The sequence below is a fragment of the Nocardiopsis camelliae genome, from assembly GCF_028993595.1.
Classification (GTDB): domain Bacteria; phylum Actinomycetota; class Actinomycetes; order Streptosporangiales; family Streptosporangiaceae; genus Nocardiopsis; species Nocardiopsis dassonvillei.
The window spans coordinates 1,768,282-1,781,641 of the sequence record NZ_CP118614.1 but is presented as its reverse complement, the minus strand read 5'-3'; the positions used below and the strand labels follow the sequence as shown (position 1 = coordinate 1,781,641).

Genomic DNA, 13,360 nt, shown 5'->3' with positions numbered 1-13,360 from the left:
GCGGGACGGCGATGGCGGCTGGAGCGGGGACCGGTAGGGGCCGCGGTGTCCGCGGCGCGTGCGCGGCGGCCCTGGCGGCGGCCCTGGCGGTGGCGGGCTGCTCCGCCCCGGAGCCCGCCCCGGACGTGACGCTGCGGATCCTGGCCGGGAGCGAGATCGCCGACCTGGAGCCGCTGCTGGAGGAGGCCGGGGAGCGCACCGGGGTGACCGTGGAGCTGGAGTACACCGGCACGCTGGACGGCATGGCCCGGATCGCCGCGGGCGACCGGCGGGGCGGGGGCGGGGAGTACGACGCGGTGTGGTTCGCCTCCAACCGCTACCTCAACCTGGACGGCGACGGCCGGTCGGCGGTGCACGAGGAGACGCCGGTCATGGTCTCCCCGGTGGTGCTGGGCGTGGCCGCCGACCGCGCGCGGGAGCTGGGGTGGGACGGGGGCGCGGAGGTGACCTGGTCCGACGTGCACCGGGCGGTCGTGGAAGAAGGGTTGGACTACGGGATGACCAACCCGGGCGCCTCCAACTCGGGCTTCTCCGCGCTGATCGGGGTGGCCTCGGCGATGGCCGACACGGGCGCGGCGCTGCGGTCGGAGGACGTGGAGCGGGTGGGACCGGAGCTGGCGGAGTTCTTCGCGGGCCAGGAGGTGACGGCGGGGTCCTCGGGGTGGCTCACGGACGCGTTCGTGCGGCGCGCGGAGGGCGGCGAGCCGGTGGACGGCCTGGTCAACTACGAGTCGGTGATCCTGTCCCTGAACGCCTCCGGCGTGCTGGAGGAGCCCCTGACGGTCGTGTACCCGGCCGACGGCGTGGTGACGGCCGACTACCCGCTGACGCTGCTGTCGGACCCCTCGGAGCAGGCGCTGGACGGGTACGAGCGGCTGGTGGAGGACCTGACGTCGGAGGGGACCCAGCAGCGGATCGCCGACCGGACCCGGCGGCGCCCGGTCACGGCCGGGGCCGAGCTGTCCCCGCCGGTGCCCTCGCTGGTGGAGCTGCCGTTCCCGGCGAGCCGGGAGGTCGTGGACGGGCTGGTCGCGGACTACGCGGCCTCGCTGCGCCGTCCGGCGCGCACCGTGTACGTGCTGGACGTGTCGGGGTCGATGGAGGGCGACCGGCTCGCCGAGCTCCAGTCGGCCCTGGGCGCGCTGACCGGCGCGGACGGCGGTTCGCTGGCCCGGAGCACGCAGGCCTTCCAGGACCGGGAGGTGGTGACGCTGCTGCCGTTCTCCACGTGGCCCGCCGACCCGCGCACCTTCGTGGTGGAGTCGGGTTCGGTGGACGGGGCCGGCGCGGACCTGTCCGCGGCGGTGGAGGAGCTGGAGGCCGAGGGCGACACGGCCGCCTACGACGCCCTGGTGCGGGCGTACGAGCTGTTGGAGGGCGGCACGGGATCGGACGGCGCTGAACCCCTGATGTCGGTGGTGCTGATGACCGACGGCGAGGTGAACCGGGGCGTGGGGCTGGAGGGCTTCCGTGAGTCGCTGGCGGCGCGGTCGGAGCCGGTGGCGCGGGTGCCGGTGTTCACGGTGCTGTTCGGCGAGTCGGACGTGCCGGAGATGACCGAGCTGGCGGAGCTGACGGGCGGCCGGGTGTTCGACGCCCGCGAGCAGGAGTTGGAGGAGGTCTTCCGGGAGATCCGGGGCTACCAGTGAAGCCCCGGACCTCCCGGAGACGGTCTCCTCAGGAGGATGCCCGGGCCCGGTCCGCCGTGGGCGGCGGACCCTGGGCCCCGTCACCGCCCCGGCCCGCCCCGGAGGAGGGCGGGGGGACGGAGACGGTGACGGGCCCGGCGCTGACGCGGCGCTTGTTGTAGATGTCGAAGGCGACCGCCAGGAGCAGCACCAGCCCCTTGATGAGCTGCTGCCAGTCCACGCCCAGGCCGATCAGGGACATGCCGTTGTTGAGCACGCCCATGACCAGGGCTCCGATGACGGCTCCGACGACGGTGCCCACGCCCCCGGAGGCGGAGGCGCCGCCGATGAAGGCCGCGGCGATGGCGTCGAGTTCGAACATGGTCCCGGCGCCGGTCGTGGCGGCGTTGAGCCGGGCGGTGAAGACGAGCCCGGCCAGCGCCGAGAGCACGCCCATGTTGACGAACACCCAGAACGTGGTGCGCTGGGTGCGGATGCCCGACAGAGCGGCGGCCTGCTCGCTGCCGCCGACGGCGTAGACCCTCCTGCCCATGGTCGTGGAGCGCATGACGAACGAGTACCCGGCGATGAGCGCGACGAGCAGCACGCCCACGACGGGCAGCCCGTTGTAGTCGGCGAGCACGTAGGTGAACGCCAGGATGGCCGCGACGATCACGGCCGAGGAGGCGGCGGTGACCGGCGCGGGCTGGACCGGGAGCCCGTACCCGATCGAGCGGGACCGCGAGCGCCACTGGATCCACACCAGGGCGGCGGCCCCCGCCGCGCCCAGCAGCAGGGTGGGCAGGTGGAGGCCGTCCCCGGCCTGCCAGGGCAGGAACCCGCTGGCGATGTTGCGCAGGGAGGGCGGCAGCGGAGCCACGGACTCCCCGCCCAGGACGGCCAGGGTCGCGCCGCGGAAGACGAGCATCCCGGCGAGGGTGACGATGAACGCCGGGACCCGCACGTAGGCCACCCAGAAGCCCTGCCAGGCGCCGATGAGCGCGCCGAGCAGCAGGGCCACCGGCACGACCACGACCGTGGGCAGGCCCCAGGAGGTGAGCATGATGGCCGACACCGCGCCGGTGAAGGCCACCACCGAGCCGACCGAGAGGTCGATGTGGCCGGTGACGATGACCAGCATCATCCCGATCGCCAGGATCAGGATGTAGGAGTTCTGCATGATCAGGTTGGTGACGTTGAGCGGGGTGAGGAGCAGGCCCCCGGTGAGGATCTGGAACAGCACGATGATGGCCACCAGGGCGGCGGCCATGCCGTACTGGCGGGAGTTGCCGCGGGTCAGCGCGCCGCCGAGCCGGGAGAGTCGGGAGGTTGCGGTGGGCTCTTTCACGGGTGTCCCCCGGTTCGCGTCATCAGTCTCATGAGGGTTTCCTGGTCGGCCCCCTCACCGGGGACCTCTCCGGTGATGCGTCCCTCGCACATCGTGTAGATCCGGTCGCACATGCCGAGGATCTCGGGGAGTTCGGAGGAGATAAGCAGCACGCAGGCGCCCTCCGCGGCGAGGCGGCGGATGATGAGGTAGATCTCGTACTTGGCGCCGACGTCGATGCCGCGGGTGGGCTCGTCGAGGATCAGCAGTTCGGGCCGGGTGAACATCCACTTGCCCAGGACGACCTTCTGCTGGTTGCCGCCGCTGAGGGTGCGCACGGTCTGGGTGGTGCCCCGGCTCCTGACCCGCATGCTCTCGCTCATCCTGGCGGCCTCCACCGCCTCCAGGCCGGGGTCGAGGACGCCGCGCGCGGACACGCGGTCCAGGGCCGCCAGCGTGGTGTTGTGGCGGATGTCGTCGTCCAGGATCAGGCCGAGGGTCTTGCGGTCCTCGGGGACGTAGGCGAGGCCGCCGCGGACGGCGTCGGCGACGCTGGCGGTCGCGAGTTCGGCGCCGTCCTTGAGCAGGGTGCCGCGGACGCGGCGCCCGTAGGAGCGGCCGAACAGGTTCATCGCGAACTCGGTGCGCCCTGCGCCCATGAGGCCGGCCATGCCCACGACCTCCCCGGCGCTCAGGGTCAGGCCGACCCCGTCCACCACGCGCCGCCCGGCCTGGGTGGGGTGGTCCACCGTCCAGTCGCGGACCTCGAAGCGCACCCGGCCGACCTCGCCGGTGCGCGGCGGGTGGCGCTGGTCCAGCGCGCGGCCGACCATCCCGCGGATGATGCGGTCCTCGTCGACGGAGGGGTTGCCGTCGGCGTCGCGCTCCACGGCGAGGGTCTCGATGGCGCGGCCGTCGCGCAGGATGGTGACCTCGTCGCACACGCGCACCACCTCGCCGAGCTTGTGCGAGATGAGGATGCACGTGACGCCCTGGTCGCGCAGGTCCAGGAGGAGTTCGAGCAGCCGGGTGCTCTCCGCCTCGTTCAGCGCGGAGGTGGGCTCGTCCAGGATGAGCAGCCGCACCCGTTTGGCCAGGGCCTTGGCGATCTCCACGAGCTGTCTGGCGCCCACGCTCAGCGCCGAGACGGGCGTGGCCGGGTTCTCGTCCAGGCCGACCCGGCGCAGGAGTTCGCGGGCCCGGGCGTGGGTGGCGCCCCAGTCCAGGACGCCGTAGCGGGCCTGCTCGTGGCCGAGGAAGACGTTCTCGCTGATGGACAGCTGCGGGATGAGGGCGAGTTCCTGGTGGATGATGGCGATGCCCGCGCGCTCGCTGTCGGCCACGCCGGAGAAGGCGCAGGGCTGCCCGTCCATGAGGATCTCGCCGCTGTGGGAGCCCGTGGGGTGGACCCCGCTGAGCACCTTCATCAGCGTCGACTTGCCCGCGCCGTTCTCCCCCATCAGGGCGTGGACGCGGCCGTGGCCGACGGTCAGCGACACCCCGTCCAGGGCCCGCACCCCGGGGAAGTCCTTGCGGATGTCGCGCATCGTCAGGAGCGGCCCGCCGGGGGCGGGCCGCCTCTCCTCCGCCGTCACTGGAGTTCGGCCTCCTCGTAGTAGCCGCTCTCGACGAGGACCTCGTGGTAGTTGTCGGCGTCCACAGAGACGGGGTCGAGCAGGTAGGAGGGGACGACCTTGACGCCGTTGTCGTAGCTCTCGGTGTCGTTGACCGGGACTTCCTCGCCCTGGACCAGGGCCTCGACCATGTCCACGGTCTGGGTGGCCAGGCTCCGGATGTCCTTGAAGACGGTCTGGGTCTGCTCCCCCGCGATGATGGAGCGGACCGAGGCGGCCTCCGCGTCCTGTCCGGTGATGACGGGCAGGGGCCGGGCCTCGGTGCCGTAGCCGACGGCGCGCAGGGACTCGATCACGCCGAGGCTCATGCCGTCGTAGGGCGACAGGACCGCGTGCACCTCCTCTTCGGAGTAGTGGGCGCTGAGCAGGTTGTCCATGCGGTCCTGGGCGATGGCGCCGGACCACTCCTGGGTGGCGATCTGCTCCATGGAGGTCTGGCCGCTGCGGACGACGAGGCGGCCGTCGTCGATGTGGGGCTGGAGCACCGACATCGCCCCGTCGAGGAAGTAGGAGGAGTTGTTGTCGTTGGGCGAGCCGCCGAACAGCTCGATGTTGAAGGGCCCCTCCTCGTTCTCCAGGTCGAGGGCCTGAACGATGTACTCGCCCTGGAGGACGCCCACCTGGAAGTTGTCGAAGGTGGCGTAGTAGTCGACGTGCTCGCTGCCGAGGATGAGGCGGTCGTAGGCGATGACGGGGATGTCGCTGGAGGCGGCCATGTCCAGCACGTCGCCGAGGGCCTCGCCGTCGATGGAGGCGATGACCAGGACGTCGGCGCCCCGGGTGATCATGTTCTCGATCTGGGAGACCTGGTCCTCCACGACGTCCTCGCCGTACTGGAGGTCGGTGCCGAAGCCGCGGGCCTCGAACTCGGCGACCATGTTCTCGCCGTCGTTGATCCAGCGCTCCGAGGACTGGGTGGGCATGGCGATGCCGACGACTCCGGCCTCGCCCTCGGGCCGCGCGGCGTCGCCGACGCCTCCGCAGGCGGTGAGCAGGAGTGTGCCGCACAGCGCGGCTGCCAGGAGGGGTGTGCGTCGGGGGTGGGGGGTCATGCGTTCGCCTTTCCGGGGGTGGTCCGGGCGCGGGTGCGCGCCGGGGGGTTGCGGTCGGTTCCTGCTGGTGGGGGCGGGGGCGCCGGGGCGCCGGGCGTCCGGGTCAGACCCGGACGTACTCGATTCCGGCCAGCTCGCACAGGACCCGCCAGTCCTGTGCGCGCGCACCGGTGTTCATGACCATGTGGTGGGTGCCGCCCGCGCGGAGCCAGGCGTCCATGCAGGCCCGCACGCCCGTGTCGGGGCGGAACTGGCCGTAGGGCATCTCCAGGGACGGCAGTTCGGGGGCGTCGATGACCTCGCCCTCGGCCACGACCAGGCGGAACTCCTCTCCGCCGAGGGCGACCAGGGAGGCCAGGGTGGCCGGGCCCGGCCGGTAGCGGAACACGATGGTGGGCGGGTCGCCCAGGCCGCCGATGCCCAGCGGGCGCTTGACCAGCCGGACGGGCTCGTCCTCGCGCGCCACCCTCCAGTTCCCCTCGCCCATGTGGCTCATGAGGATGGAGTCGCTGGGGAAGTCCATCGCGTACATCTCGGTGAAGTGGCCGTCCCCGGCGAGCTGGTGCCCGGCGTAGACGATCGAGGCGGCCAGGACGTCGCCCTCGCCGGCGAACCCGTACCCCTGGGCCATCAGGGTGGAGGCGGCGGCCATCGGCAGCCGGGCGAAGCGGCCGTCCTCCCCGATCGCGTCGAAGTGGGTGGAGTAGGCGCCGCACCCGGCCTCCTCCAGCAGCCGTTCGATGCCCAGCTGCATGCGGGCGTGGTCCTCGCGCTCCTCCTCGGACAGGCGGCCGTCCACCTCCAGGGCCCCGTCCTCCCAGGCCATGAGGTCGCGCACCGCCTGTCCGGGCAGGTCGGCCATGGTCCGGTGCAGGGCTCCGGGCGCGATGACGTGGACCTCGGGGCCGAGTTTGCGCAGCAGCGCGGTCTCGTCCACCCGGGCGTCGCCCATGCCGTTCATGGGGTAGCCGAACACGCCGACCCGCAGCCCGCGCAGGGCGGTGACGGCGCGGGCCGCCCGCGCCCAGCGGTCCACGCGCGCGGCGAACTCCGGGCTCTGCCACTCGCCGGTGAGGACCTCGAAGGGCAGCCCCGCCCGCACCATGGCGTTGGCGGTGTCCTGGGCTCCGTGGATGCCCTGGTTGTAGGTCATGTCGTCCATGTCCCAGGACGGGCTCACCGCGGGGTCGGGCTGGATGTTGGCCAGCGCCAGGGGCAGGTGGGTGCGGGCCAGCGCGCGGGTGACGCGCAGGGAGGGGCCGTAGGTGAGCATGACGACCAGGATCCCGTCGAGTCCGGCGGCCTCGAAGCCGCGGATCGCCTCCTCCGCGTCGGCGCGCCCGCGCACCGGCGGGGCGACGGTCCACTCGGCGACGCCGGAGAGGCGTTCGGCCACCCGGGCCGCGTACGCCGCCTGGTGCTCGGTGATGCCGGGGATCATGTCGTCGTAGAGCGGCTGCATGATGCCGAGCAGGCCGACGCGGGGGGCTCGGGCGCGCACGGGGGGGTGCTCGGTGGCGGGGGGCGTGGGTACGGTCACGGTGCTTCCTTAGCGCGTGTTCGGTGGGTGCCGGGGCGTCGTGCGGCGGGGCGTGGCCGGACGCGCCCTACTGGCCGTAGACGTTCCGGTAGCGGTCGTGGAGGGAGTCGATGTGCTCCTGGGGAAGGCGCTGGAGGGGGCCGCCCTGGCGGGCGATGTGGACGGTCCGGGCGACGTCCTCGCACATCACGGCGGCCTTGACCGCCGCCCCGGCGCCCGCTCCGACGGTGAACACGCCGTGGCCGCGCATGAGGACGGCGGGCGAGCGGTGGCCCTCCAGGGTGGCGACCACGCCCCTGCCGATGTCGTCGCCGCCGATGAGGGCGAACGGGCCGACGGGGATGTCGCCGCCGAACTCGTCGGCCATCGCGGTGATGGCGCAGGGGATGGCCTCGCCGCGCGCGGCCCAGGCGGTGGCGTAGGGGCTGTGCGTGTGCGCGACGCCGCCGACGTCGGGGCGGGCGCGGTAGACGTAGGCGTGGGCGGAGGTGTCGCTGGAGGGCTTGTGCGCGCCCTCCACCGGGCGGCCGTCCAGGTCGCAGACGACCATGTCGGACGGGGAGAGGTCGTCGTAGGAGACGCCGCTGGGCTTGATCACCATCAGGTCGGCGCCGGGGACGCGGGCGGAGACGTTGCCGCTGGTCCAGGTGACCAGGTTCCACCGGGGCAGTTCGGCGTGCAGGGCGCACACCAGGGTGCGCAGGCGCTCCACCTCCTCCCGGTGCTCCTCGGGGACGGCCGTGGGGGTGGGGGCGGTCATCGTTCTCCTTCCCCGCCGCTCGCGGCGGCGGACAGGGCGGCGTTGCGCAGGGCCCGCAGGCGGTGCAGGCTGCGGCTGCCGCCCCGGCCGAAGTGGTCGTGGAGTTCGGTGTAGAGGGCGAAGAGCCCGTCGTAGGCGGCGGCCCGGGCCGGGTCGGGGTCGACCGTCTCCTCGCGTACCCCGCCCATGGCGGCGGAGGCGGCGTGGATGTCGGGGTGGGCTCCGGCGGCGACCGCGGCGTGGATGGCGGCCCCCACCGCGCAGCTGTGTTCGGAGGCCACGACGCGCAGCGGCCGGCCCAGGACGTCGGCGTAGACCTGGAGGACGAAGGGGTTGCGGACCATGCCGCCGCCGATGGTGAGGTCGTGCACGGGGACCCCGGCGTCGGCGAAGGCCTCGACGATGGTGCGGGTGCCGAAGGCGGTGGCCTCGACCAGGGCGCGGTAGACCTCCTCGGGCCGGGTTGCCAGGGTCAGGCCGACGAGCACGCCGGACAGGTCGTGGTCGACCAGGACCGAGCGGTTGCCGCTGTGCCAGTCCAGGGCGAGGAGCCCGTGCTCCCCCACCGCGGCGCCGGCGGCCCGTTCCGAGAGCAGGTCGTGCACGGACAGGTCGCGTTCGCGGGCCTCGTCGTGGTAGGCGGGGGGCACGTAGGAGTCGGCGAACCAGGCGAAGACGTCGCCGACGCCGCTCTGGCCCGCCTCGTAGCCCCACGCTCCGGGGGTGATGCCGCCGTGGGCCAGGCCGCACATGCCCGGGATCTCGGCCAGGACGTCGGAGTTCATGACGTGGCAGGTGCTGGTGCCCATGATGGCGAGCATCCGGCCGTTGCCGGTGGTCTGCGCGGTGGCGGCGGTGACGTGGGCGTCGATGTTGCCGACCGCGACGGGAACGCCCTCGGGCAGCCCGGTCCAGGCCGCGGCGCGGGCGGTGAGGCCGCCCGCGCGCTCGCCGAGCTGGGACAGGGGGTGGGCGAGCTTGTCCTGGACGAAGCGGGCGAAGCGGGGGTCGAGGGCGGACAGGAAGTCCGCCGAGGGCCAGGCGCCGTCCTGGTGGATGCCCTTGTAGCCGGCGGTGGCGACGTTGCGGGTCTCGTGTCCGCACAGCTGCCACACGATCCAGTCGGCGGCCTCGATCCAGCGGTCGGCGCGCTCGTACACGCCGGGGTCGTCGCGCAGGACCTGCAGGGCCTTGGCGAACTCCCACTCGGAGGAGATCCTCCCCCCGTAGCGGGCCAGCCACTTCTCGCCGCGCTCGGCGGCCAGGGCGTTGATCTCGTCGGCCTCGGGCTGGGCGGCGTGGTGGCGCCACAGCTTGGGCCAGGCGTGCGGGCGCCGGGCCAGGTCGGGCAGCTCGCACAGGGGCGTGCCGTCCGCGGTCACCGGCAGGACCGTGCAGGCGGTGAAGTCGGTGCCGACTCCGACGACCCGCTCCGGCGCGACCCCGGCGGTGCGCAGCGCCTCGGGGACGGCGGTGCGCAGGACCTCGCGGTAGTCCTCGGGGTGCTGGAGCGCGGTCTCGGGTTCGAGGGGCTCGGCCGATCCGGGCAGGTGCGCGGTGATGACGCCGTGCCGGTAGACGGAGTCGGCGGAGCCGAGTTCGGCGCCGTCGCGGACCCGGACGACGACGGCGCGGCCGGAGAGGGTGCCGAAGTCGACGCCCAGGACCACCGGGTCGGGTGGACGTGAATTGTTAGCGCTAACATTCTGGACCAAGGGAAACTCCTCCGTGAGGGGGCGGACAGGGAGGTCTCAGGGGGTCACGGCGGCGGGGGCCCGCTGCTGCCGCGCACCCGCAACCGCGCCGGGACGACCCGGCGCTCGGCCCCGGAGGGGTCGGCCGGTCCCTCCCGGGCGATCTCGGCGAGCAGCAGTGCCAGGCTCTCCCGGCCCACCTGGGCGAAGTCCTGGTGGACGGTGGTCAGGGACGGGGTCAGGTACTCGGCCTCGGGGACGTCGTCGAAGCCGACCACGCTGACGTCGCCGGGGACGTGCAGGTCCGCCTCGTGCAGCGCGCGCAGCACGCCGATGGCCATCTGGTCGTTGCCCACGAAGATCGCCGTGACCCGCTCCCCCTCGGCGCGCCTGCGCACCAGTGCCCGGCCCAGCTCGTAGCCCGACCGGGGGCTCCAGTCCCCCTGGAGCGGTGCGGGGACCGGCGCACCGGCCTCCTCCAGGGCCCGGCGCCACCCGACCACCCGGGCCTCGGACTCCAGCCACAGGGGGTCGCCCTCCACGTGGTGGACGGTCGTGTGGCCCAGGTCGAGCAGGTGGCGGACGGCGTCGTGGGCGCCCTGGACCTGGTCGACGCAGACGACGGGAAGGCCCGAGCCCTCGCCGCCCTCGACCGCGACCAGGGGTCCGGGGCCGGGCAGCGCGGCCAGCGCCTCCACCAGGGCGCGCTGGGGGGCGATCGCCACGCAGCCCTCGACCGACTGCTGGATCAGGTAGTCGGCCGCCGCGACCACTCCTTCGGGCGACACGTCGTCGAGGCTGACCATGCTCAGGAAGTAGCCCGCCTCGCGCGCGGCCCGCTCGATCCCCGCCAGGGTCTGCGCCGGGCCGAAGAGCGTGGGGTCGAAGGCGATGACGCCGAGCACGTTGGTGCGGCGGGTGACCAGGGCGCGCGCCGTGGAGTTGCGGTGGTAGCCCAGCTCCTCGATGGCGTCGCGCACCCGCAGCACCGTCTCCTCGCGGACGTTGGGGTGGCCGTTGACCACCCGCGACACCGTCTGGTGGGAGACTCCGGCCAGCCGGGCCACGTCCGCCATGACGGGGGTACGGCCACCTGGGGGTTTCACCGGGACGACACCTCCGCGCACGGGAAGGGGGAATTCTGTGATGTGCGCAACATTGTTAGCGCTCACATCAGTGAAGTCAACCCCCCTTCACCCCAATCGCGGGAACGGGGTGAAGGGGCCCGGGCGCGCGGGCGCGGCCCCGCGCTCAGCCGGTGAGACCGGCGTGCAGCGCGGTCGCGGAGGTGTCGGTCAGCGAGGCGACCTGGTCGATGACCACGCGCAGGGCGGCGGAGTCGTCGGCGGCCCCGGTGAAGGCGGTGCGGAACTGCGGGTCCAGGCCCTCGGGGGCGTTCTTCCACAGGAGGCCGACCAGCTCGGTGATCAGGCGGCGCTCCTCGGCCTGGTAGACCCGGGCCTCCTCCCGCGAGAGCACGAAGTGGGCGGCGACCGCCTTGAGCAGGGCGCACTCCAGCAGGGGGCGGCGGGGCACGAGGAGGTCGCCGCCGTAACGGGTGAGGCGCCCGGGACCGTACGCGGCGCGGGTGGCCTCCTCCGCGGCCCGGCAGAAGCGGCCGATGAGCCCGCTGGTGAGGTTCTTGAGCGCGGCGAGCGAGGCGAGGTCGCCGGTGAACTCGCGCGGCCACGCGGGGTGGGCGATCAGGCCGGTGAAGACCTCGTCGAGTTCGGCCGGGTCGGCGTCGCAGTAGTCGGCGGCGGCGATCCGCACGACCTCGGCGCGCTCGGCGGAGCCGCGCAGGGCCGCGGGGTCCACCAGCCCGGCGTGCAGGGCGTCCTCGACGTCGTGCACGGAGTAGGCGACGTCGTCGGCCCAGTCCATGACCTGGGCCTCGAAGCAGGTGCGCCCCGGGGGCGCGTCCCGGCGCAGCCAGTCGAACACCGCGATGTCGTCGGGGTAGCAGTTGAACTTGTGGGTGTCGCCGCCCTCGCCCCGGAGCCAGGGGTACTTGACGGTGGCGTCGAGGGTGGCGCGGGTGAGGTTGAGCCCCGCGCTGCGCCCGTCGGGGTCGATGACCTTGCCCTCCAGGCGCACGAGCAGTCGCAGGCTCTGGGCGTTGCCCTCGAAACCGCCGCAGTCGGCGGCGGCCTCGTCCAGGGCGCGTTCGCCGTTGTGACCGAAGGGCGGATGCCCCAGGTCGTGGGACAGGCAGGCCGCCTCCACCAGGTCGGGGTCGCAGCCCAGGGCCTGGCCGAGTTCGCGGCCGATCTGGGCGCACTCCAGGGAGTGGGTGAGGCGGGTGCGCGGGAAGTCGCTCACACCGGGCTGGACGACCTGGGTCTTGGCGGCCAGGCGGCGCAGGGCGGCGCTGTGCAGGACCCGGGCCCGGTCCCGTTCGAAGGGGTCGCGGGCCCGGTTCTTGCGGTTCTCCAGGGCCATGCGCTCGGTGTCCTGGTCGGTGTAGCCGAGTGCTCCGCCCTCGCGGGGGTTGTTCGTCATGGTGTCTGCGAGCCTACTTCCCAGCTACGACCCGGGCGCCGTCCGCGCTGGTCAGGCGGCATCGACCTGGATGTCGCTGCTGTCGTTGAAGATCCAGTAGTACCAGAGCGCCGCGGTCTCCCTGGTGATGTACCACAGCTGGGTCCGGCGCTCGATGACCGCGGGCCCCGACCGCGAGGGCGAGGTTCCCGCCTCGATGCCGTGGGCGGCGGCCATGCGTTCGGAGCGCAGGCTGTGCCAGGGGTCGGAGACGAGGATGGCGGTGTCCCAGGAGTTGGCCTCGAAGACCTCGGCGACGGCGTCGATGCTCTGGAGGGTGTCTCTCCCCTCCTCCACCGCGATGATCTGGGCGCCGGGGACGCCCACCTCGATCAGCCAGTTGCGTCCGGAGGCGGCCTCGGTGAAGTTGTCGCCGGGCAGCTTGCCGCCCACGGTGACGATGACCGGGGCCACGCCCTCCAGGTAGAGGGCCTGGGCTTGGCGCAGCCGGGCCTCGAAGACGGGCGAGGGCACGCCGTTGTACTGGCTGGCGCCGAGCACGACGATGGCGTCGGAGGGGGTGCGCTCGTCCTGGCGGGCCACGTACCAGACCCAGGCCCAGGTGCCGACCGGGACGGCCAGGGCGGTGACCAGCAGCAGGCTGACCAGCCAGCGCAGGCGGAAGCGGCGCCGGCCGCGGCGGCGCGGCCGGGAGAAGGACGGCGGCTCGGGGCGGCGGCGGGGAGCGGGCTCCGGGGCGCGCGGGAACTCCTCCTCCGGGAACCCCGCCTCGGGGGGTGCGGGCGCCGGAGGCGGGGAGACGCGGGTGCGGGGCCGGGGGCGCTCGCGGACGAAGCGGCGGGTGAAGACGGCGTCGTCGGCCGCCGGACGGTCGTCGGACACGCCCTGCGGGGCGGTCGCGCCGGGCGCCGGGACCTCGTCGCGCCGGAACTCCCGCGTGGTCCCGTCGTCGGCGGAGAACACGCGGGTGGCATCGTCGTCGGAGCGGGTACGGGCGGCGTCGTCGACGGAGAACGCGCGGGTGCCCTCGGCTCCGGAGGAGGCCGGGACGTAGGCCCCCCGGGAGAAGACCTGGGTGGCCTCGTCGTCGGACGAGGGGGCGGTGGTCGGGTCGTCCCACGGCTCGTCGCCGCGGCCGTCGTTCGCCGTTCGCACCGGCTCACCTCCGCACATTCTCTGGTCGGGGGGCGTGTCACCCCACTGGGACGGCCTCCGCCCACCGC

General features: G+C 73.6%; 10 protein-coding genes. 1 reads left to right on the top strand and 9 read right to left on the bottom strand.

Features of this window, described 5'->3' with window-relative positions; genetic code table 11:
• The first annotated feature begins 11 nt into the window (after positions 1 to 11).
• Entirely contained in the window at positions 12 to 1,649 is a 1,638-nt protein-coding gene (locus PV789_RS07910; protein WP_274976808.1) for a VWA domain-containing protein, read from the top strand.
• 28 nt (positions 1,650 to 1,677) lie between these two features.
• On the opposite strand, the gene mmsB is transcribed toward PV789_RS07910, so the two are convergent.
• The 9 genes from mmsB to PV789_RS07865 form a co-directional block, all read right to left on the bottom strand.
• On the bottom strand, positions 1,678 to 2,976 hold the full coding sequence (mmsB, locus tag PV789_RS07905) for a multiple monosaccharide ABC transporter permease (RefSeq protein WP_274976807.1): 1,299 nt from the start codon (positions 2,974 to 2,976) through the stop codon (positions 1,678 to 1,680).
• Positions 2,973 to 4,502, bottom strand: a complete 1,530-nt coding sequence (locus PV789_RS07900) for an ATP-binding cassette domain-containing protein (protein ID WP_274978079.1) — start codon at positions 4,500 to 4,502, stop codon at positions 2,973 to 2,975. The genes mmsB and PV789_RS07900 overlap by 4 nt, the downstream gene beginning before the upstream one ends.
• A 44-nt stretch (positions 4,503 to 4,546) precedes the next feature.
• Complete coding sequence (gene chvE, locus PV789_RS07895) at positions 4,547 to 5,641, bottom strand: multiple monosaccharide ABC transporter substrate-binding protein (protein ID WP_274976806.1); 1,095 nt, start codon at positions 5,639 to 5,641, stop codon at positions 4,547 to 4,549.
• A 103-nt stretch (positions 5,642 to 5,744) separates the two neighbouring features.
• Entirely contained in the window at positions 5,745 to 7,181 is a 1,437-nt protein-coding gene (locus PV789_RS07890; RefSeq protein ID WP_274976805.1) for an L-fucose/L-arabinose isomerase family protein, read from the bottom strand.
• A 67-nt stretch (positions 7,182 to 7,248) separates the two neighbouring features.
• Positions 7,249 to 7,941: an L-ribulose-5-phosphate 4-epimerase gene (locus PV789_RS07885; RefSeq protein ID WP_274976804.1), complete on the bottom strand. Its 693-nt coding sequence runs from the start codon at positions 7,939 to 7,941 to the stop codon at positions 7,249 to 7,251.
• A complete protein-coding gene (gene araB / locus PV789_RS07880) occupies positions 7,938 to 9,611 on the bottom strand; it encodes a ribulokinase (protein WP_274978078.1) in 1,674 nt (557 codons plus the stop codon). Before araB ends, PV789_RS07885 begins: the two co-directional genes overlap by 4 nt.
• Before the next feature lie 89 nt (positions 9,612 to 9,700).
• Positions 9,701 to 10,711, bottom strand: a complete 1,011-nt coding sequence (locus PV789_RS07875) for a LacI family DNA-binding transcriptional regulator (RefSeq protein ID WP_274978077.1) — start codon at positions 10,709 to 10,711, stop codon at positions 9,701 to 9,703.
• A 175-nt stretch (positions 10,712 to 10,886) separates the two neighbouring features.
• A complete protein-coding gene (locus tag PV789_RS07870; protein WP_274976803.1) occupies positions 10,887 to 12,137 on the bottom strand; it encodes a deoxyguanosinetriphosphate triphosphohydrolase in 1,251 nt (416 codons plus the stop codon).
• Between the two features lie 51 nt (positions 12,138 to 12,188).
• Entirely contained in the window at positions 12,189 to 13,292 is a 1,104-nt protein-coding gene (locus PV789_RS07865) for a YdcF family protein (protein WP_274976802.1), read from the bottom strand.
• Between the last annotated feature and the right edge of the window lie 68 nt (positions 13,293 to 13,360).